Consider the following 20,175-nt stretch of genomic DNA (forward strand, 5'->3'; position numbering starts at 1 on the left):
CCAATAAAAAAATCTTTGTTGTTTACAAAAGATTTTATGGTCATAAAAAATAATTTTCATGGGTTCCAGTGGTGTAGACCGGTCAAGCATTTTGCCCTTTCAAGGCAAAGATCCCGGGTTCAAATCCCGGCTGGAGCACCAAGATTTATTTACGTATAGTAAAGTTTTTTGATCAGGCCATCTTGGACAGGAAAAATATCGAGATAAATCCTCTACTTGAAACTTATGGAAAGTATATTCAACGAATTAATCAGGCTTTAGAAAATGAATTAGGAATATATTCTGAATCAGAGTTTATTGAGCCTCTAAAATATTCCCTAGAGGGAGGAAAACGAATTAGGCCCATAATTTTGAATTTAGCAGCAGAAAGCGTAGGTAAAATTGATGAAAATGTACTTTCAGCATCATGTGCTGTTGAATTTCTTCATATGGAATCCATCATTCATGACGATATTATTGATAATGAAACAATGAGAAGACAAAAAGAGCCATTCCACATAAAATATGGATATAATACAAGTGTACTAACTGGAGATTTTGTTTTAGGATTAATTCTGGCAATATCATCTAGATTAGATAATGCTAGAATTACAAAAGATTTGGCTACCACTGCCATGCTAATGAGTGAAGGAGAAATGATTGAAGGTAGGTTAGAGACCAGTGAAGATGTAACATTTGATGATTATCTAAAAGTGATTGAATACAAAACTGCAGTTGCATTTCAAGTTGCAGCCAGAATTGGTGGAATTATTGCAAACGGAACTGAAGAACAAATTGAAGCATTAACTGAATATGGTAAAAATCTTGGAATTGCATATCAAATTAGAGATGATTTGTTAGATTGGAAAAATGAAGACAAGTTATTCAATTTGTTAATCAAAAAAAGTTCTGATCCAAGAGATGTCTTTAACAAAATGGAAGAAATGTTAAAAGAATATTCGGAAAAAGCAAGAGCAGCATTGAGAAAAATTCCAGATAGCGATGCTAAAATTAATTTAGATAATTTAATTAAATTTACTTCGTTTAAGGCATAAGACCTAAACTAATTACTGGAGTTGCAAACTCTACAAATTTAATCAATGGTTCTGGATATACACCAAATCCTATCAAGAAGATTGATGAGAAAATCATAACGGCTATAATTGATTTTGGTTCTGCAACTCTCTTTTCAGTTTCTCCTTCAAAGTACATCTTTCTTGTAATCCAACCATAGTAAGCAAGAGATAATGCACTGTTAAGGACACCTGCAATTGCAAGCCATGGTGCCCACCATAATGCAGAACTAGCATCTAAAGCACTACCAAACAACATCAATTTACTCCAGAATCCTGAAAGTGGAGGAATTCCTGCCAAAGCAAATAATGCAATTACTAATCCTAGTGCAGTGATAGGCATTCGTCTTCCAAGTCCCTGCAATTTGTCAATATGTGTGACTGCAAGTGTTGTGATAATACCTGTAACTGCAATAAATGCAGCACCTTTCATTACTGCATGATTCATAATTTGATACAAAGAACCTTGTAAACCAAGTGAACTGTGAGGTGCAACTGCAAGTCCAATCAAAATGTATCCTGCATGTGCAATACTAGAATATGCCAACATTCTTGAAATGTTCTTTTGCATAATTGCAGCAACATTTCCAATAGTCATTGTCATTACTGCAATAATTCCAAGGGCCAAAGTCCAATCAAGATTCAAAACAACCATTCCAAGAACAACAATTCTAATTGTTGCAGCAAAGCCTGCTTTTTTGGTTGCAGCAGCTAAGAGTGCAGTAATAGTTGGTGGAGCACCCTCATAGGTATCTGGAAGCCATTGATGAAAAGGTACAAGTCCCATTTTGAATCCAAATCCTGCAATAAACATTCCAACTGAAAGTAATGCAAGTGGCAACATGGAAGGATCAAGTGTCGAATAACCTTGAATGACTTCTCCAATATTTGTAGAACCAGTTAATCCATAAGAAATTGAAATTCCGTAAACTATGATTGCAGAGGATAATGCACCAAAGAGAAAATATTTCAGAGCGGCTTCATTAGAACTTGGATTCTTTTTCATATATCCAACCAAGATGTATGTCGGAATACTCATCAACTCCCATGCAACAAATAACATTATCAAATCAGTAGAATATGCAACTAGAACCATACCAATTGTTGCCAGTAAAATTAGTGAATAGTAAACTGCTGGTGAGTTATGCTTTCGCATATAATTGAAAGAGCCAACAGTTGTGAAAATAGCAACAATGAGCATTGCAATTGCAAAGAATCCACCAAATGCATCATCAACAATTACATCTTCAGAAAATAGTGCAGATGATGCAATGTTTTCTGCATAAAATTGGTATCCAACATATCCCATAGATACAATTAATGCTGCAAATGCAATTACTGCATAAAATGAATTTGAGCTTTGTTCTTTTCTTGCAATGCTGATTATGGGTAAAAGAATTCCAACAGTTCCCAAAATTGCAATTAATACCAATGGAGTTGAAGTAATTTCTAACATTCCATCATCTCTCCTATATCAATAATATCAGGACTACGAATAGTAATCCTGCTCCAAATACGAATAGATATGATTGTGAGACACCAGTTTGCGTTCCTTGAACGACTTTAGCACTCCATCCAACTGCTTTTTGGACTCCAGCATTCATACCGTAATCGATAGCGGTCTTTTCAAAGTATCGGAAAACTCCTCTTGCAAGCCATAGAGGGGCTACAACAAAGCACCAGTATACCATTGCGTTAAGATACCATCTGTTTAAGAAAAGTTTGTGAATTGCATAGAAGACAATATTTGAATTAACAAATTTCACAGGATCTACCCATCTTCCAATATAGAATATGTAACCTAGACCAATTCCTGTAGCAAATGCTATCAATGATGAACCAAGTGCAACTGGGTTAAGTCCTTGTAAGAATTCAGGTAAAATTGATGCTTCATTTGTAACATGTGCTGAATGAATACCAAATGAGTGTTCCAAGTAATCAGTGAACAAGTGATGGAGTCCTTCTTCAGCAGATAATCCAATCAGACCAATTCCAATTGTTAGTACTGCAAGAATTCCATATGGAATCCACATTGACATTGGTGCTTCATGAATATGATGTCCTTCTTCCTCCATCTTTTCGATGTGTTTACTCTTCTTTCCAAAGAAGACTAGTCCAATCATTCTTGTTGTATAAAATGCAGTGATAACAGCAGTTAGAACAGCGATAATGTATAGTGGCATTGCCCATTCATTTCCAGATGTATAGACTGCAGCAAAGATTGCATCCTTACTCCAGAAACCTGTTGTGATAAATGGTGCACCCATTAAACCAAGACCAGCAGCCCACATGAACACATAAGTTTTCTTCATTTGTTTTCTCAAGCCTCCCATATCGCTCATGAATCTAGAGCCAACAATATGTAACAAAGAACCAGCTGCCATGAACAATGAAGCCTTGAACATTGCGTGAGAAATTAAATGGAAAAATCCTGCAGTATAACCATCAACATATTGATGAGATAATCCTGCAACACCTAATGCCATCATCATGTAACCGATTTGAGAACCAGTAGAATATGCAAGAACTTTCTTAATTTCGTTATTCACCATACCTTGTGTTGCAAGTAATAATGCAGTAATAGCACCAACCCAAGCAATAATTTCAAAGAATTGATCTGCCATAATTCCTGCTGCACCAAGTGCAAATACAAGTGGACCAATTCTTGCAACCAAGAAGACACCTGCTTTGACCATTGTCGCTGCATGAATTAATGCAGATACTGCAGTAGGACCAGTCATTGCTTCTAACAACCATTCGTTGAGAGGGAATTGAGCTGACTTTCCTATAGCACCACCAAATAATAGAACAAATGCAGGGACTAGTAGTCCCTGAGCAGCCATATTAGTTGCCCATTGAGTTTCGCCCATTAATTCCTTAAAGCCAAAAGTACCAGCAAACAAGAATATCAAAAGCATGCCAGCAATCATCATCACATCACCAACTTTTGTCATGATGAATGCCTTCATTCCTGCATGAGTTGGAGCATAGTAATCTAACATACCAAGAACAGTTCTACCTTCAACACCAACATGATCCTTCTTTTTATCACGATACCAAAAGCTAATCAAAGCATATGATGCAAGTCCTACACCTTCCCATCCAAAGAATACTTGTAACAAGTTATCAGATAGTACGATTAATTGCATCGAACCAATAAAGAACAACATCCAGAACCAAAATCTTGTAATGTCTTTGTCACCTTTCATGTATCCTGTACTGTAAATCATAATGAGGAATGATATCCAACCAACTACATTTGCCATTATTATTGAAAGTGGATCTGCCAAAACACCAGCCTTGAGACCAATTGCCTCTATCCACATTATTTGATCATGGATTTCGTGAGCCTCCAAAGCCATTGGAAGAAGTGATGCTGCAGATAATGCACTCATCAAAGCAAAGGCTACTGCAACATAACCAGTTGCATGTTTTGATAGTTTACCAACTCCCGGAATAATCATTGCTGCTGCAAAGGGTAAAATCCAAACTAACCAAGCACTTGCTGCCCCAACTTCAAATGGTAATCCTAAAGCTTCTGTTGCCATAATCTAAACTCCTAACACTCCATTCATGTATGGAATTATTGTCTTCAAGAAAATATCGGGATAAATTCCAACCACAATTGAAAATCCGGCCAATACCATCATTGGTGCTGTCATATACCAACTTCCTTCTTTAACATGTTCAAGATGTTCTGGAGTTTTTCCAAAGAATACGCGTTTTAACATCCATAACATGTAAGACATTGTAAGAGCTGTTGCAACAAGTCCTAGACCAAATGTTACTGCTCTAAGTGTTGAACCCTCTTCAATAGCAGTCTCTAAAGCACCGAAAAAGAGAATCCACTCTCCCATGAAACCACTTGTTGGTGGAACACCCATAATTGTTAATGCACCAATAACTGCACATACTGCAGTGATTGGCATCTTTCCTGCTAATCCTCCAAGTTTAGAGATACTTCTAGTTCCAACTTTAACAATAATAATTCCAGCCATCATGAAGAGAATTCCTTTACCAATGGCGTGTGTTACATACATCATCTCAGCACCGGCAAGACCAAGTACAGATATCGAACCAATTCCAAATAGGATGTAACCCATCTGACTAATACTAGAATATGCAAGCATACGTTTCAAATCATCTTGCATCAGCGCCATGGCACCACCGTAAATCATTGTAACAAGACCCCAGATATGGAACCAGATTGCAAGATCCGCAAATGTTGAAGGTAAAAATTCTACAATTAATCTGAAAATACCATAAGCACCAATTCCAATCATAGCAGGGGACAACAATGCACTGATTGGTGTAGGTGCAGAACCGTGAACATATGGAAGCCAAATATGGAACATAAAGACTGCCAGTTTTACACCAAGGCCTATGGAAATTGCAACTGCAGATAACATGAGAATGTCTTTCGGAATTTCTGATTCATTAATATCTGCAAAATCAAAACTACCGATAGAAAGACCAATCATCAAAAATCCTAATAGTAAAACTACTGCACCAGCATGAGTCCAAAATAAGAACATTAAACCAATTTTTCTTCTTGGCCCATCACCCCAAAGTGCCACTAAGAAGAAACCAGGAATTAGCATAACCTCAAAGAATACATAAAATTCAATAAGATTAGTTGAAAGAACAGTTCCAAGCATACCCATTGCAAATACAAGATATAGTGCAAAGTAAAGTCCAGATTTAGCATTTACATAATTTGTAAGAGAAGATGATTCAATGATAGATGTTTGACCACCAGCAGATGAAACAATTTTCTTTTCTTCTTCAAATTGTTCGTGGAATTTGTGAATCATGTATGGTTTTGAATAAATTGCCAATATCGTAGATAAAACATAAATCAATATTGCAAATGGTGATGCCAATCCATCTAACAAGAAACCAAATTCTCCGAATTGCTCAGTCCATGGATAATGTTCCTCTACTGTTCCAGATAGTGCTGCATTGATTACAAGGATTGTAGTGTATAACAGAATTGCAAATGTAAACCACATTGCAGGGGTTGGTCCTACTTTTCTTCCAATAATGTATGCAACTGGAGATAAAAGTAATGGTAAGAAAACTGCCTGTAATAGTGCGTATTCCATTATCCCTTCAAGCTCCTAAAGTCTGCAATATCGACATTTTGATACATACGATAAGCTACAATAATTAATGATAATCCTACTGCAACTTCTGCTGCGGCAATTGCAATTGAAAATAATGCCATAGTTTGCCCACCACTGTGTGGTAAGAATCTACCAAATGCAACAATGTTCAAGTTTGCTGCATTGATAATAATTTCAACTGCAAAAAGCATTCGAATAAAATTACGTTTAACTGCAAGACCATAGATTCCTATGCCAAGCAAGGCAACAGATACTAAAGTAAAATCAATTAGCTCGCTGGTCATTCTCCACATCCTCTCGTTTTGCTAAAACTAGTGCACCAGTAACAGATCCTGCAAGAATTAATCCCATCAAGATTAATGCTGGCCAGTAGTAGGTTACAAAGTCAATTCCAATATCTCTAAAGTCAGGAGCAGGTTCATCAGTAGTTATTGTTTTGATTCCAGAATCTAAGAATACTGCACCTAATGAAACCATAATTATTAACATCAGACCAATGCCTGCAAATTTTCTTCGTTTATCTTCAATTTTTTTGAAGATTAATTCTCTTTTTACTAGCATTACAGTAAACAAAATTAGAACAGCAATAGAACCGACGTAAACTGCTATTTGAAATAATGCAACAAATGGTGCATCAAGCAAGAAAAAGAATCCTGCAATACCACCCAAAGTTCCCATCAAAGCAATGGAACCATAAATCAATGATCTCATTTCAAGTGCTGCAATTGCAGAACCAATTGTGATTACAGTTAATGCAAGAAATGCAGCATCAGCCATGTGTTGCACCTCTATCAGAAATTTGTATTTCACTGTCTTGTGCAACGTATGGTTTGACTTGTAATTGAGCAGGAGTATAGATTAGACCTTCTTTTGAAAATGAAGACAATTCATAATCATTTGTCATGTAAAGTGCATAAAATGGGCATGCATCAACACAAAGACCACAGAAAACACATTTTCCATAATCAATTTGAGGCATGATTGATTTTTTATTTTGTTTTTGTTCTTCTGGAACTTTTACCATTGCAATAGCTTCTGCAACACCTTCACATGCAATTGAACATAATTGACATCCAGTACAATGATCATGGAATAACATGTGTCGACCTTTGAGTCCTGCAATACCAACACCTGTAGAGGGATCAAACTGATAACCGTCACCTACAAACTTTAGTTTTTCTTCAGGATAGCGAAGAGTAAATCTCTTCATTGCAATATGTTTAATTCCAGAATTTAATGCACGAATAATACCAGTTGCAGTTCCCATTATTGTAATCCTCCTGGTCCTAGCACTCCAGCGTAAAGCAATCCAAGTGCAATAAAGATGTTAACGAAAGCTAGTCCGATTAATTTGCTCCATCCAAGACTCAATAACATATCAACTCTAATTCTTGGGAAAACACCTCTTGGTAATAATATGAAAAAGATGACACCAACTGTTTTTAGAACGAACCAAAGTGTGCCATTAAGCATTTCTTGATCAAATAATGGCAATCCAGGGAATGGACCTACAGTGACAGGGCCCATTTCAATTCCGGTAAGAAGTGCTTCTGGGAATGGAGGTACAACCATTGGACCATTCCAACCACCAAGGAAAAGTACTACAAACAAGGCTGCAAACGCATAAAGTTTCAGATATGTTCCTAATTGGACTAGTCCATACATCATTCCAGATAATTCAGTTAACCATCCAGCAACAATTTCACTTTCAGCCTCTGGCAAATCAAATGGAATTCTTTCTAATTCTGCAAGCATTGTGATAAAGAACACAATGGCTCCAACTGGTAAAAATACAATCCATGGGAAAACAGATTGGCTTGCAGCAATCTCAGAGAGATTAAGAGATCCAGTTAACATCACTACACCCAGTAAAGATAGAATTAATGGAATTTCAAATGAAACCATTTGGAATAAAGCCCTAATTCCACCAATGAATGGGAATTTACTGTTTGCAGACCATGCAGAAAGAATTGTAATGATTGGGAAGAATCCTATTACTGCAAATACTCCAAGTAATCCCATCTCTACATCTGCAACTACCCAACCAGGAGCTACAGGAATGAATGCAACAAATGCTGCGGCTGCAGCTACAAAGAGAACGGGTGCTGCCCAGAAAATCGGTTTATCGGCTTTTGCGGGAATAATAATTTCTTTTGAAATTAATTTTAAACCATCACCCATTAATTGTAAAATTCCTTCAAACTTTCCACAATAAAATGGACCAACTCTTAATTGTAATTTTGCAAGCATTTTTCTTTCAACAAAGATTGTAGCAGCAGCTAGTAATGCTGCAAATCCAAATCCAGGAAATGCCATTACTCTAAAGATATCAGTTGCCATGAATGCTTTGACAACAGGAAGTATACGTGTTGGATCCGCCATCCAAGTAAATGCAAGGAATGGAGTAAGTAACTCACCATCAATTACTGGCATCTCAATTACAAACAGAATCATCATAATTGCTGGAAGACCAACTAAAACAACAATCAGCATTATCCAAAATATATTATCAAGTAATGATTTGACAAACTCACTTAGTTTGAAATTTGGTGCAATAACTGACATTTATCGGTCTGCCTCCACTGGCCAATAATTTAGACTCCAATACACTGATGGCATATTACCTAGTTTTTCTCCTTTGAGAAGATTTGGTAACGCAATTAGATTTCTAAAAGATGGAACACTCAACTTTACTCTGTATGGTTCTGCTTTAGCATCAGATACAATATAGCAACCTAAAGAACCTCTACCAGATTCTACACGCTTGTAAACAGATTCAAGTCCTTTGGTTTTTGGATTTGGTTTTAGTTTTACTCTAACTGAGCCGGACTTTGGCATTTTTTGCAATGCTTGTCTAATAATATTACAACTTTCCAACATGTCAAGCCATGGAATTTTAGATCTTGCATAAGAATCACCTTCTTTCATTACATTGGTATGAACATCTAATTCATCATAGACATCATATGGTTCCTTTACTCTAAGATCATAATCAACACCACTAGCTCGAAGTACAGAACCAGTTGTTCCATATCGAATTGCATCCTGTTTTGATAAAACACCAGTATCTCTAGTTCTTGCAATGAGAATTGGGTTATCATAAAAGATTGCAGCATATTCTTTGATGCGTTTTTCAAAATAATTTACTTGTCGTAAACAAACATCTTCAAAGTTTGGTGGTAAATCATTTCTAACTCCACCTGGAACAAAATGTGCGTGTGTTACTCTAGCACCAGTCATTTTTTCCATAAGATCAATTAAGAGTTCACGATCTCCTGCTGGCCACATAAACATTGTAGAGTGACCCAAAAAGATTCCATAAATTGCAAGCCAGTACATGATGTAGATACATCGGTTTAATTCAGATGCAATTACTCTAACATACTTTGCACGTTCTGGAACTTCGATTCCAAGTAATTCTTCTGCTCCCAAAACATATGGATAAAGTACATTACAAGAGTCATGGATTACAGGTCTTTCTAAGTGAGGAATATTTGTAATATAGTTTCTATATTCAGCCATCTTCTCCTCACCACGATGGACATATCCTGGATCTGGATCACATCCAACAATGTAGTCACCATCAATTTGAACAATAATTCTCATGTGACCTGAACCTGGATGTTGTGGTCCAACATTGAGAGTCATGATTCTCTCGTCAACTTTTTGGAGTGCTAATCCAGGAGGTAAAATAAAAGTCATATCTATCTACCTTTTATTGCAAAGTCCTTTCGAAGTGGAGGTAAGTCTGCCCAATCTTCTGGCAAAAGTAATCGTCTATTATCAGGATGTCCTTCAAAGAAAACTCCAAACATTTCAAAAACTTCTCTTTCGTGAAATTCTACACTGTAAAATATATCTCTAAGAGTTGGAAGACGGGTTGCATCATTTCCAGGAATCGGATTGGTTTCTCTAGGAGCTCTAGTAGCTAAGACTAGAATTTGTCTGGCTAAAGAGGAGTCAGTATAAGACCCAATATGGTAAACAACTTCAATTTCATTATCTTGAGGGTAATCAACGCCTGAAACGGATTCAACATGATCATAGTTTAAGGCATCACGGATAAATTCAGCAACATCGTGAACATTTTCTTTTCCAACATTAATTCTCACTCTATCTTCTTTTACAAATCCAACTTCTACTTTATCTCCAAATTTTTCAACTATTTTATCTGAAATACTCTTTTCAAATGCTGGTAACTCTACAGGTGCTGCTTCCGGTTTCTTTGGTGGAGGAGATTTAACTTCAGGTTTAGCATCTGCAGGAGGGTTTTCTGTTTCAGTACTCATTATACAAACTTCCTAGCCTTCATTCTCTTGATTTTTTCTTGCAATAGCATACATCCTTGGATAAGAGTTTCAGGTCTAGGTGGGCAACCTGGAACATAGACATCAACTGGAATAACTCCGTCAATTCCTGGAAGTACATTGTATGAATCAAAATACAAACCTCCAGTAATTGCACAAGCTCCCATAGCAATTACATACTTTGGTTCTGGCATTTGATCATAAACTAATCTGAGACGTGGTGCCATTTTTCTTGTAATGGTTCCTTGTACAACTACAAGATCACATTGTCTTAGTGAACCAAATGCTTCAATGATACCAAATCTTTCAACATCATATCGTGGACTTGATGCTGCACCAAATTCTACACTGCAACAAGCTGTTTCAATGTGAACAGGCCAGAGTGACCAAATTCTACCCCAATTAATGGCATAGCCCAATGGTTTATCAATTGCTTTTTCTAAAATGTCTCCCAACTTTCCGATAAAGACATTTGCGTTTTCTGGTGTAACTAAATCTTTAAGCAATTTTATCCCCTATCCTCGTAAATACAATTTATATAAAAAACTACCATATTCTTCGTCTCCCAGATTGATACAAAGCAAATGCCATTGCTCCAAACATAATAGCTAAAAATCCCATCATTGGCAAAGTTGCCATCTTTGGAATTTCTAGTAGTGCACTACCCCATGCATACAAGAAAATTGCCATCACATCAAATACTACAAACATCAGAATATACGGGTAATACTGCATCATGAAATGAGTTCTACCTTCACCAGTTGGAACTTGTCCACATTCCATTGGCAGGAATTTTACTGGATTACTTCTCTTTCGTGGAGAAATCATTCTTGAAATAATTAAAGCTGGAGCCATTGCTACTACGGCAAAGCCAAACATCAATACAACGGTACTATAATTGCCCGCTAATTCCCCGACCAATTTAGCTTTTCACTCCAATTTTTGTATAAAAAGGTATGTTTCGTTTTTGAGATCAATTTTTGAAAAAAATTATTTTTGTAAAGAACTTAATAGGATAACGTCAAATTGCGATCATGGCATTAAACGTAGGAGACATTGCTCCAGGTTTTGAACTTGCAGACACCGAATTAAAAATGAGGAATTTGGATGAATTTAAAGGCGGAAAAATAGTATTATCATTCATAGTTGCAGCAAGTTCTCCAGTATGTGAAGTAGAACTTTGTTCATTTAGAGATTCTTGGAAAGAAATTTCAGATCTAGGAGCTAAAGTCATAGCAATTAGCAATGACGGTCCATTTGCAAACAAGGCTTTTGCAGAAAAAAATAACTTTAACTTTCCATTATTAGCAGATTATACCAGTAAAACAATTCGAGATTATGATATTTTGATGCCTGATTTACTTCACATTAAAGATTACAATGCTGCAAAGCGTTCAGTTTTCATCATCAATGAAGATGGGAAAATTGGCTACAAATGGGTTTCAGAAGATCCATTAAAAGAACCAAACTATGAAGAAATTAAAAATTTCTTAAAATAAAAAAATTATTCTATTTCTGCAACAACATCGCCTTTAGCAACAGTTGCAGTTTCTTTAACTTTAATTGCTTTTACAACTCCATCTTTATGAGATTTTATAGCAACTTGCATTTTCATTGATTCTAAAGTACAAACAACGTCTCCTTTCTTTACAGAATCACCTTCTGCAACAGATATTGATACAACCTTTCCAGGGATTTGGCTTTTCAATCCTAATTGTGCATCGCCAGTATTGCTTCCACCTGAATTTTTGTAAACAACTTCATCAAAGTGCGTATGTAAGTTTAGTATCATTGGAACATTGTCAATTACAATATTCATTTCATTTGTAGATTGTTCTAGATATTTTGCTTTGTGATATTTATTATCTAAAATAAATTCAATTCCATTAGAATTCATTGAGATGATTTTTAAATTATGTTCATTGTCGTTGATTTTAATTACATAGTCTTTGTTTCCAAGATTTTCTACGATCTTTCCATCAAATGATTTTTCGATATCTTGTATTTTATAATTCATTTTTCATCAATCCAGTTTGTATTTCCAATTAGAGTTATTTGCAGAACTATTTTGGGCTCTACTCTTAAAGTATTCAGAATGAATGATTGCTGCTGCTAATGCAGCTTCACTTTTTTCTTCTTTTTCTTTTTTAAGATCTTCAGTTAATCTATCTATCATTCCATGACGTTTTAGAAAATCAGTTGAAAGATTTCCAGTTTTGTATTCTTCAGAATTTAGAATTGTTTTGTATAATGGAATAGAAGTTTCAACACCTTGAATGTAAAAATCATTTAGTGCAGCAAGCATTCTGGTTCTAGATTCTTCAAATGTTTGTCCCCAAGTAACGAGTTTTGCCATAAGTGAATCATAGAATGGGGAAACAGTACATCCAGGATAAAGATAAGTATCACATCTAACACTTGGTCCTGCTGGAATTGTGACATCAGGTACAGGTCCTGTTGATGGAGCAAAGTCTAAGAAAGTATCTTCTGCATTAATTCTACATTCAATAGCATAACCATTCATTTTGAGATCACTTTGTTTGAATGGGATTGCCTCTCCATTTGCAATATCTAATTGTAATTTGACCAAGTCTAATCCAGAAACAAATTCTGTAATTGGATGTTCTACTTGTAATCTAGCATTAATTTCGATAAAGTAAAACTCTCCATTATCAGCCCTCAAGAATTCTGCAGTACCTAAATTGGTATAGCCTACTGCATCAGCAGCTCTGCAGACAGATTCACCCACACGTGCTCTTGTTTCTTCATCAACAATCGGTGAAGGAGTTTGTTCAATTAATTTTTGATTACGTCTTTGAATTGAACATTCTCTTTCAAAGATATGGACAGTGTTACCATGAGTATCCCTAGCAAATTGATATTCAATATGTCGTGTTTTTTCTAAGAATTTTTCTACCAAAATAGCTGATTTACCTACTGCTGCAATTGATTCACCAGTGACGGATTCAAATCCATCTCGTAATTCTTGATCATTAGTTACAATTCTAATTCCACGACCTCCACCACCATATACAGATTTTAACATCACAGGATATCCAATTTCATTAGCAATCTTTTCTGCATCAGCTGCGTCTTTTACTAGACCAGGGCTTCCTGGTACTGTTGGAACTTTTGCTTTAAGCATTGCATCTTTACATTTCATTTTATCTCCACAGAGATTCATAGATTCTGCAGTAGGACCAATAAAGATAATTTTATTTTTCTCACATAGATTTGCAAAGTCATCATTTTCTGAAAGGAAACCATAACCTGGATGTACTGAATCAGATCCAGATTTGAGCATCACTTCGAGAATCTTATCTTGATTAAGATATGATTTTGCAGGAGCAGCTTCTCCTATATGATATGCTTCAGATGCTTGCTTAACATGCATTGAATTATAATCTTCATCAGAATAAACCGCAACTGTTTTAATTCCAAGTGCTTTGCATGTTCTAATTACACGTAAAGCGATTTCTCCTCTGTTTGCGATAAGTACTTTTTCAATCATATCTAATCACAAATTGATATTCCCATGTTTTCTTGGTAATTGTTTTACTCTTTTATTTTCTAACATTTCAAGTGCTTTAATCAACATAGGTCTTGTTTCAGCAGGATCAATTACATTATCTACAGTTCCATGGGATGCTGCGACATATGGATTTTCAAATTTTTCTGCAAATTCATCAATTAATTGTTTTTTTAGTGCCTCAGCATCTTCAGCCTCAGCAAGATCTTTTCTATACATAATTTTTACAGCAGCTTCTCCACCTAAAACAGCACATCTAGCAGTAGGCCATGCATAATTAATGTCAGTTCTGAGATTTTTACTTCCCATTGCAATGTATGCACCACCATATGCCTTTCCAATAACTAAAGTAATTCTTGGGACAGTAGCTTCACAGTATGCATAGAGTAACTTACTACCATGACGAATGATACCATTATGTTCTTGATTAGAACCTGGCATGTATCCAGGTGTATCTACCAAAGTAATGATTGGAACATTAAAAGAATCACAAAATCGAATGAAACGTGCTGCTTTATTTGATGAATCGATGTCAAGTGCACCTGCAAGAACAATAGGTTGATTTGCAACAATACCAACAGTTTTACCATTCATTCGTCCAAAACCAACTACAATATTTGCAGCAAATAATTCATGTACTTCAAAGAACTCATGATTGTCAACAATCGAGTTTATGATTTCTTTCATATCATATGGTTGCAAAGGATTTTCTGGAATAATATTGATCAAATTGTGATCCAGTCTGTTTGGATCATCATCTGTTTCAATTTTTGGTGGTGCTTCAGTATTATTTTGAGGTAAATATGAAATCAGTTTTTTGATATAATCCATGCATTCGTATTCATTTTGTGCAACAAAATGTGCAACACCACTTTTTGAACCATGAGTCATTGCACCGCCAAGATCATCAAACGAAATTTCCTCCCCTAATACAGTCTTGACAACATCAGGACCTGTAACAAACATTGTTCCTACTTTTTCAACCATAATTACAAAGTCAGTCATTGCTGGAGAGTATACAGAACCACCTGCAGATGGACCAATACTTGCAGTAATTTGTGGGATCACTCCAGAAGCTAGTTGATTATGATAAAAGATATCTGCAAACCCATCAAGACTCATTATTCCTTCTTGAATTCTGGCTCCACCAGAATCCATAATACCAATTATTGGACAGCCTGTTTGAACAGCATGATCCATTAGTTTACAGATTTTTTTAGCTCCCATCTGACTAAGGGTTCCACCAAGTACAGTGAAATCATACGCAAAAACAAAGATCTGTCTTCCATGTACATTTCCATAACCTCCAACAACACCATCAGTAAAGAATTTCTTTTTCTGCATATCATATTCATGATAATGATGTGTGGTTAATGGATCAATTTCAGTAAAAGTTCCCTCATCAAGTAAGAGATTAATTCGTTCACGAGCAGTTAATTTGCCCTTGTCATGTTGAGCCTTGATTCGATCTTGGCCTCCGCCTTGTGATGCTGTATTATTCTTCTTAGAATATTCTTCAATCTTTTCAGAATGCACAGTATTCTAAAGCATGGAGGTTTCCTATATTAATTTAATTTGAGATAATTAAGATATGGGAATTTTACAAAAATTCAAAGATCATTGTTTTTTTTAGAATTTTAAGAGTTTAGAAGTGGAAATTTCTTGTTTACTGATTTTTGATAAGAGCTAAATGCATCTTTTTCCTCACTACATTTCTTACAGATACACAATTGAGAGACATTGGGTAAATCACAAATTTCTTGGAATTCACATTGAGGACAACCAGCAGGCGCCCCACATACCATACATTGTAATTCATTAGTTTGGGCACATTTTTCATGTTTAACACCCAAACCTTTTGCCCATAACCCAATTTCATTGACAGGGATTTTTTCATTACAAACAATACAAGTTCCAGGGAATTTCATGGGGATTTTTCTCCAACTCATTTTATTAATTCAATCTCCTTTTCAATAATATCTCCAAATGTTTCTTCTAATTCCAATTCTAGAGTTTTATTTTTGATACAAAATAAAACATATGGTAAACATAAAGTTACAAAAGAACTAGAAGACAAATGTAATTTTCTTGCCATAACATTTGATAGTGATTTTATTTTTGCACCATCCCAACGAATCCTATTTAGTAAAGGCCACGATAAATTGTATTTAGAATATCTTATCCTATAATCATTTTGATATAATTTAATCAAAGTATCATTTAGATATCTAAGTAATCTCCAATTTTGAGTTTTCATTATTCTTCCAAAAAGCATATCTGCCGTAGACATTATATCTAAATATTTTGCAAGTGTTTGATGATCTAATTCACTAGTAATAATACTAGAATAAAATGCATTAATTTTTTCCCGCGGATCAATTTGCATAGAATAAAGAACACTACGAGCTTCTTCAATTGAATTTGCTTTAAAGAAAGCATTTACTCCATCTTCCACATTAACACTTTCAAAAGATTGGTCAGTTTGAGGATTGAATCCAGTTACTAAAGACTGTGCAAGATTAATCATTGAACGAATATCACCTTTAGATTTGTCAATCACTTTGATTAAAGAACCAGGACTAAGTTTTGCACTTTGTTTTTTTAAAATATTTTCAAGATACACTCTCAATAATCTAGGAGGGATTTTTTTAAAATGAATTGTTTTTACAACTTTTTTGATACTTTTCATTTTATCAGAATCATCACTGTTTGCAGCAAGAACAATTGGAACTGTAGGTTCTTTTAGAATATCAACTAGTGCAGATGCTCCACCATAATCACCTCGACCATGAATGCCATCTACTTCATCCACAAAAATCATCGGAGTTCCCAAAACACTCACATTTCCTAAAACAGGCATGAGAATTTCATTTATTCTTGATTTACTTCTAACATCACTGGCATTAAGTCCAATCATATCATAACCAAATTGCTTAGCAACAAGATATGCTATCGTAGTTTTTCCAATTCCAGGAGGACCTACTAAAAGTAATGGTTTTGTACCTTTCTTCCATTTTACAAACCATTCAGTTATTGCTGTCCGGGCTTCTTCATTTCCAACCATATCAGAAATTATCTGAGGTCGGTATTTTTCAGACCACATCAATGTAATCACTTTGGAAGTTTAGATTGATACTCAGACCATTTGTTAGCCTTTTGTAATTTATTATACCAGTATTGATTGTAGTGTTCAACAGTCAAAAATAAGAATTCTAAAAATTCTTTATGAGAGAAATCATCAGGTAGCAATTCAAGTGTAAGTCTTGCATCTTGTAAATACAAATTACTTTTTTCTAAAGTAACTTCAAATCCTTTCTTTACATCATTTGCCAATAATGAATAGTAAAGTGGCCAAGAAGGTATTTTTACAAATCCATTCTTAATTGAATCTTCAATTTCATTTCCACATCCAACACCTTCAGCAGCTCTTGCCATACCTAGATAGAAAATTTCTCCCAAAGGTCTTTCTGCCAAAGCCATGTTTCTTCCAGCAGTTCCCATAACTGCACGATATTTTTTGTATGATAAAGTCATCTCTTCTTCAGTAATTTCAGTGGGTTTTGATTTTAATTTTTCATCTAAATATTGTCCAATTCTTGCATCTTCAAAACCTGCTTCAAATTCTTTTAAAACTTGTTCACCACCTTTTGAAATTTTATCTCTTGCCAATTTCAAAATATATGGATTCATTAATTTGTAATCATCAAGAAATTCTAAATCTTCATCTTTGTCTACGATTCTATCCATGGGTTCACTTAGATCAATTGCAAGAATATGCCCTTCAACCATATCTTGTTTTAATTGAGGATCTTTTCTCCCAGAATATTCTGCGGCTGCATCAAATAATCCATTAAAAACAGGGAAAGTCATTTTTACAAAATTTGAATTTAAAATTCGATTTACTCTATCTTGCATTACTTCAATACTATCTAATTTTGACTTTATAGGCTCAATTTCAGAAGCATTTAGTATAATTTCAGTAGAACCTACTTCATTTCCAAATGCTTGCTGTGTGGCATTTGGATTTGTATCAGATTGTATTTCATGTAATAATCCTTTAGCAAATCTTTCTGCAAAGTTTGGGAATTGGTTTTCAGTTTCTTCTTTGTATTTGTTAAATAATTTGTAACCTTTAGACTTGAATAAAGCTTGTTTTATAATCTGCTTCCCAGGTTTAGTACTCATTAAAGATTCTTTACTAATTACAGATTGATCTTTACCGCTCACAAACGTTAAGCTTTTTTATTGTTATTTATGCTTTCAAACTAAATATTTTCTTCACTTAAATTACGAGCGACTAGATATTGTCAACATGGAAGTATTAGAAATTCTTCGTGAAGCTTCAAACCGAATTTATGAAAATGTAAAAGATCTTGCAGGAACAGATGATGCTGCAGGAGATTTTGGTGTAGGGGCCGGTGGGGATATTTCAAGAAATATTGACATTGTTGCTGAAAAAACTGTTTTGGATTATCTAAAAGAAATTAATTTTGAGTGTATAGTATTAGGTGAAGAGTGTGGACGAGTTGAATTATCTGACAATCCAAAAGGATTTGTCATCATGGATGCAATAGATGGTTCTGCAAATGCAGTGAGAGGTGTTCCCTTTTTCTGTAGTTCATTGGCATTTGCAACAGAAAATAAGCTTAGTTCAGTTACCGATGGGGTTATTACAAATCTCTCAAACGGTGAAACGTATTGGGCATCTAAAAATAAAGGTGCATTTTATAACAATAAACAAATTAAAGTCCATAAAAAAGATCCAATCTATAAAATAATTGGAATTAACACATCAGGCTCATCAATTGAATTAATGAATAAATTACATCCTATTTTTGAAAATCATGATCATACTAGACATTTTGGTGCAAATGCACTTGAAATGGCAATGTTTGCAAGAGGACTAATGGATATTTTTATTGATTTAAGAGATAAAATTAGAATTCAAGATATTGCAGCAGGATATGTAATTGTTAAAGAGGCCGGAGGGATGCTACTAGATGCTAACTTGAATCCCCTTGATGCAGATCTAAGTTATGAGACAAGAGTTTCTTTCATTGCTGCTGCAAATCAAGAAATTCTAGATGAAATAATGTCACAAATCAATAATTAGATTTTTAGAATAAATAATTGAAAATTATGAACAGTTTGATAAATTATTGACATTTCTGGGTTTCCAATAGATCTTTCAAGTGAAATACTAAGAGAAATATATTTAACCAAAGTCAAGAAAAAACTTCTTGTATGGTAACTGAGATGAAAGCAAAGGTCGTCTATAGGGAGTTACTTAAAGAGGATCTTGTAATTATCAGATTAGTTCCAGAAAAAGGAATGCCAGAATACAAAACAGGTCAATTTTTGACAATAGGTCTTCCAATTCCTGCAGAAAAAAAAGTTGTCAGAAGAGCATATTCTATTGCATCACATGCAGAAAATAGAGATTATTTTGAATTTGTAATTAGATGGGTAAGAAAACCACTTCCAGGTCGTGTAACTACTGAATTGTTTTATCTAAGTGTTGGTGATGAAGTATCTCTTGGAGATCCAACTGGAGCAGCATTGCAAATTAGTGACAAGCTACCTAACGGACAAAAAGATAACAGAAGAATAATTTGTGTAGGTGGAGGTACAGGATTAGCACCATTCATTGCATTTGCAAAGCATTTTCACGATACCAATGATAAACGAGAAGTAATTGTTCTTCATGGGGCAAGTTATGTTGATGAGTTAAGCTACAAACGACTATTGACAGATTTAGAATTAGAAAGTGAGAAAAGAGGTAGAGATAAATGGAATTTTAGATATAGAGCAGCAATTAGTAGACCAAAAGAATTTTTCAATAGATCTTGGAGCGGTCATGTAGGCAGAGTTGAATCATTCTTCCAGCCTGATAAAAAATCTGGACTTTCACCAGTAGAAGAAATGGTAGGAGAAGAATTAACGCCCGATAATACTATTATCTATATTTGCGGATATCAAGGAACCATTGATGGGGTAATTGAACACCTAGGTCCTAAAGGATTTGTTACTGAGCATGAAAAGAAACCTGATGGAAGTTTTGGTATCAAGTTTGAATCATACGGATAAAAATTCAATTAGTTGTAGTCAATGTTTCACTCAGAGATTTCTGATGTAACTCATTTCAAATAACTTACCTGTGG

The 20,175-nt window shown here is 34.9% G+C and carries 21 protein-coding genes and 1 tRNA gene; 5 read left to right on the forward strand and 17 right to left on the reverse strand.

Annotated features, from left to right (window positions below):
• Positions 1-62 precede the first annotated feature (62 nt).
• Positions 63-141: transfer RNA gene (locus ACW9W4_RS00905), tRNA-Glu, on the forward strand.
• A 41-nt stretch (positions 142-182) separates the two neighbouring features.
• Positions 183-1,034 carry a polyprenyl synthetase family protein gene (locus ACW9W4_RS00910; protein ID WP_457760663.1) on the forward strand — a complete coding sequence of 284 codons (852 nt, stop codon included), beginning with the start codon at positions 183-185 and terminating at the stop codon, positions 1,032-1,034.
• Here ACW9W4_RS00910 and ACW9W4_RS00915 read toward each other — a convergent pair.
• Genes ACW9W4_RS00915 through ACW9W4_RS00965 form a run of 11 tightly spaced genes read right to left on the reverse strand, consistent with a single transcriptional unit; the run spans position 1,024 to position 11,364 of the window.
• Positions 1,024-2,508: an NADH-quinone oxidoreductase subunit N gene (locus ACW9W4_RS00915; RefSeq protein ID WP_457760664.1), complete on the reverse strand. Its 1,485-nt coding sequence runs from the start codon at positions 2,506-2,508 to the stop codon at positions 1,024-1,026. The genes ACW9W4_RS00910 and ACW9W4_RS00915 overlap by 11 nt on opposite strands.
• Before the next feature lie 13 nt (positions 2,509-2,521).
• Positions 2,522-4,600, reverse strand: coding sequence for an NADH-quinone oxidoreductase subunit 5 family protein (locus ACW9W4_RS00920; RefSeq protein WP_457760665.1), 2,079 nt, complete (start codon positions 4,598-4,600; stop codon positions 2,522-2,524).
• Positions 4,601-4,603: 3 nt separating this feature from the next.
• Complete coding sequence (locus tag ACW9W4_RS00925; RefSeq protein ID WP_457760666.1) at positions 4,604-6,157, reverse strand: complex I subunit 4 family protein; 1,554 nt, start codon at positions 6,155-6,157, stop codon at positions 4,604-4,606.
• Positions 6,157-6,462: an NADH-quinone oxidoreductase subunit NuoK gene (nuoK, locus tag ACW9W4_RS00930; RefSeq protein ID WP_179363011.1), complete on the reverse strand. Its 306-nt coding sequence runs from the start codon at positions 6,460-6,462 to the stop codon at positions 6,157-6,159. The genes ACW9W4_RS00925 and nuoK overlap by 1 nt, the downstream gene beginning before the upstream one ends.
• Positions 6,443-6,955, reverse strand: a complete 513-nt coding sequence (locus ACW9W4_RS00935) for an NADH-quinone oxidoreductase subunit J family protein (protein ID WP_457760667.1) — start codon at positions 6,953-6,955, stop codon at positions 6,443-6,445. The genes nuoK and ACW9W4_RS00935 overlap by 20 nt, the downstream gene beginning before the upstream one ends.
• Positions 6,948-7,445 carry a 4Fe-4S binding protein gene (locus tag ACW9W4_RS00940; RefSeq protein WP_457760668.1) on the reverse strand — a complete coding sequence of 166 codons (498 nt, stop codon included), beginning with the start codon at positions 7,443-7,445 and terminating at the stop codon, positions 6,948-6,950. The genes ACW9W4_RS00935 and ACW9W4_RS00940 overlap by 8 nt, the downstream gene beginning before the upstream one ends.
• Entirely contained in the window at positions 7,445-8,743 is a 1,299-nt protein-coding gene (gene nuoH, locus ACW9W4_RS00945) for an NADH-quinone oxidoreductase subunit NuoH (RefSeq protein ID WP_457760669.1), read from the reverse strand. The genes ACW9W4_RS00940 and nuoH overlap by 1 nt, the downstream gene beginning before the upstream one ends.
• Positions 8,744-9,880, reverse strand: a complete 1,137-nt coding sequence (locus tag ACW9W4_RS00950; protein WP_179363008.1) for an NADH-quinone oxidoreductase subunit D — start codon at positions 9,878-9,880, stop codon at positions 8,744-8,746.
• A 2-nt stretch (positions 9,881-9,882) separates the two neighbouring features.
• Entirely contained in the window at positions 9,883-10,467 is a 585-nt protein-coding gene (locus tag ACW9W4_RS00955) for an NADH-quinone oxidoreductase subunit C (protein ID WP_457760670.1), read from the reverse strand.
• Positions 10,467-10,991, reverse strand: a complete 525-nt coding sequence (locus ACW9W4_RS00960; RefSeq protein WP_179363006.1) for an NADH-quinone oxidoreductase subunit B — start codon at positions 10,989-10,991, stop codon at positions 10,467-10,469. The genes ACW9W4_RS00955 and ACW9W4_RS00960 overlap by 1 nt, the downstream gene beginning before the upstream one ends.
• Before the next feature lie 40 nt (positions 10,992-11,031).
• The gene (locus tag ACW9W4_RS00965; protein ID WP_179363572.1) at positions 11,032-11,364 is read right to left on the reverse strand and encodes an NADH-quinone oxidoreductase subunit A; all 333 of its coding nucleotides are present in this window, start codon (positions 11,362-11,364) and stop codon (positions 11,032-11,034) included.
• A gap of 155 nt (positions 11,365-11,519) precedes the next feature.
• Here ACW9W4_RS00965 and ACW9W4_RS00970 point away from each other — a divergent pair, with 155 nt between their 5' ends.
• Positions 11,520-11,984: a redoxin domain-containing protein gene (locus ACW9W4_RS00970; RefSeq protein ID WP_457760671.1), complete on the forward strand. Its 465-nt coding sequence runs from the start codon at positions 11,520-11,522 to the stop codon at positions 11,982-11,984.
• 5 nt (positions 11,985-11,989) lie between these two features.
• Here the strand turns inward: ACW9W4_RS00970 and ACW9W4_RS00975 are convergent, their stop codons facing one another.
• The 6 genes from ACW9W4_RS00975 to ACW9W4_RS01000 all read right to left on the reverse strand — a co-directional run bounded on the left by ACW9W4_RS00975 (position 11,990) and on the right by ACW9W4_RS01000 (position 18,241).
• Positions 11,990-12,502 (reverse strand): acetyl-CoA carboxylase biotin carboxyl carrier protein subunit, encoded by a 513-nt coding sequence (locus ACW9W4_RS00975; protein ID WP_457760672.1) that lies wholly within the window; start codon positions 12,500-12,502, stop codon positions 11,990-11,992.
• Positions 12,503-12,508: 6 nt separating this feature from the next.
• The gene (locus tag ACW9W4_RS00980; RefSeq protein WP_457760673.1) at positions 12,509-13,996 is read right to left on the reverse strand and encodes an acetyl-CoA carboxylase biotin carboxylase subunit; all 1,488 of its coding nucleotides are present in this window, start codon (positions 13,994-13,996) and stop codon (positions 12,509-12,511) included.
• Positions 13,997-14,002: 6 nt separating this feature from the next.
• Positions 14,003-15,550 (reverse strand): acyl-CoA carboxylase subunit beta, encoded by a 1,548-nt coding sequence (locus tag ACW9W4_RS00985; RefSeq protein WP_457760674.1) that lies wholly within the window; start codon positions 15,548-15,550, stop codon positions 14,003-14,005.
• A 101-nt stretch (positions 15,551-15,651) separates the two neighbouring features.
• Positions 15,652-15,963 (reverse strand): hypothetical protein, encoded by a 312-nt coding sequence (locus ACW9W4_RS00990; RefSeq protein ID WP_457760675.1) that lies wholly within the window; start codon positions 15,961-15,963, stop codon positions 15,652-15,654.
• Positions 15,960-17,117, reverse strand: a complete 1,158-nt coding sequence (locus ACW9W4_RS00995; protein ID WP_457760676.1) for an AAA family ATPase — start codon at positions 17,115-17,117, stop codon at positions 15,960-15,962. The genes ACW9W4_RS00990 and ACW9W4_RS00995 overlap by 4 nt, the downstream gene beginning before the upstream one ends.
• Before the next feature lie 8 nt (positions 17,118-17,125).
• Positions 17,126-18,241, reverse strand: coding sequence for a hypothetical protein (locus ACW9W4_RS01000; RefSeq protein WP_457760677.1), 1,116 nt, complete (start codon positions 18,239-18,241; stop codon positions 17,126-17,128).
• An 85-nt stretch (positions 18,242-18,326) separates the two neighbouring features.
• Between ACW9W4_RS01000 and ACW9W4_RS01005 the strand changes: the two genes are divergently transcribed.
• Positions 18,327-19,127, forward strand: coding sequence for an inositol monophosphatase family protein (locus ACW9W4_RS01005; protein ID WP_457760678.1), 801 nt, complete (start codon positions 18,327-18,329; stop codon positions 19,125-19,127).
• Positions 19,128-19,258: 131 nt separating this feature from the next.
• Positions 19,259-20,101: an FAD-binding oxidoreductase gene (locus ACW9W4_RS01010; RefSeq protein ID WP_457760679.1), complete on the forward strand. Its 843-nt coding sequence runs from the start codon at positions 19,259-19,261 to the stop codon at positions 20,099-20,101.
• Positions 20,102-20,175: the final 74 nt, after the last annotated feature.

The organism is Candidatus Nitrosopumilus sp. bin_7KS (genome assembly GCF_054095835.1).

Bases quoted from the DNA above. Each gene is read 5' to 3' on its own strand.
- ACW9W4_RS00995 (WP_457760676.1), bottom strand. From the start codon at position 17,117: ATGTGGTCTGAAAAATACCGACCTCAGATAATTTCTGATATGGTTGGA.
- ACW9W4_RS00935 (WP_457760667.1), bottom strand. From the start codon at position 6,955: ATGGCTGATGCTGCATTTCTTGCATTAACTGTAATCACAATTGGTTCT.
- ACW9W4_RS01005 (WP_457760678.1), top strand. From the start codon at position 18,327: ATGGAAGTATTAGAAATTCTTCGTGAAGCTTCAAACCGAATTTATGAA.
- ACW9W4_RS00975 (WP_457760672.1), bottom strand. From the start codon at position 12,502: ATGAATTATAAAATACAAGATATCGAAAAATCATTTGATGGAAAGATC.
- ACW9W4_RS00990 (WP_457760675.1), bottom strand. From the start codon at position 15,963: ATGAGTTGGAGAAAAATCCCCATGAAATTCCCTGGAACTTGTATTGTT.
- ACW9W4_RS00920 (WP_457760665.1), bottom strand. From the start codon at position 4,600: ATGGCAACAGAAGCTTTAGGATTACCATTTGAAGTTGGGGCAGCAAGT.
- nuoH (WP_457760669.1), bottom strand. From the start codon at position 8,743: ATGTCAGTTATTGCACCAAATTTCAAACTAAGTGAGTTTGTCAAATCA.
- ACW9W4_RS00980 (WP_457760673.1), bottom strand. From the start codon at position 13,996: ATGATTGAAAAAGTACTTATCGCAAACAGAGGAGAAATCGCTTTACGT.
- ACW9W4_RS00950 (WP_179363008.1), bottom strand. From the start codon at position 9,880: ATGACTTTTATTTTACCTCCTGGATTAGCACTCCAAAAAGTTGACGAG.
- ACW9W4_RS00965 (WP_179363572.1), bottom strand. From the start codon at position 11,364: ATGTTTGGCTTTGCCGTAGTAGCAATGGCTCCAGCTTTAATTATTTCA.
- ACW9W4_RS01010 (WP_457760679.1), top strand. From the start codon at position 19,259: ATGGTAACTGAGATGAAAGCAAAGGTCGTCTATAGGGAGTTACTTAAA.
- ACW9W4_RS00925 (WP_457760666.1), bottom strand. From the start codon at position 6,157: ATGGAATACGCACTATTACAGGCAGTTTTCTTACCATTACTTTTATCT.
- ACW9W4_RS00940 (WP_457760668.1), bottom strand. From the start codon at position 7,445: ATGGGAACTGCAACTGGTATTATTCGTGCATTAAATTCTGGAATTAAA.
- nuoK (WP_179363011.1), bottom strand. From the start codon at position 6,462: ATGACCAGCGAGCTAATTGATTTTACTTTAGTATCTGTTGCCTTGCTT.
- ACW9W4_RS00970 (WP_457760671.1), top strand. From the start codon at position 11,520: ATGGCATTAAACGTAGGAGACATTGCTCCAGGTTTTGAACTTGCAGAC.
- ACW9W4_RS00915 (WP_457760664.1), bottom strand. From the start codon at position 2,508: ATGTTAGAAATTACTTCAACTCCATTGGTATTAATTGCAATTTTGGGA.
- ACW9W4_RS00955 (WP_457760670.1), bottom strand. From the start codon at position 10,467: ATGAGTACTGAAACAGAAAACCCTCCTGCAGATGCTAAACCTGAAGTT.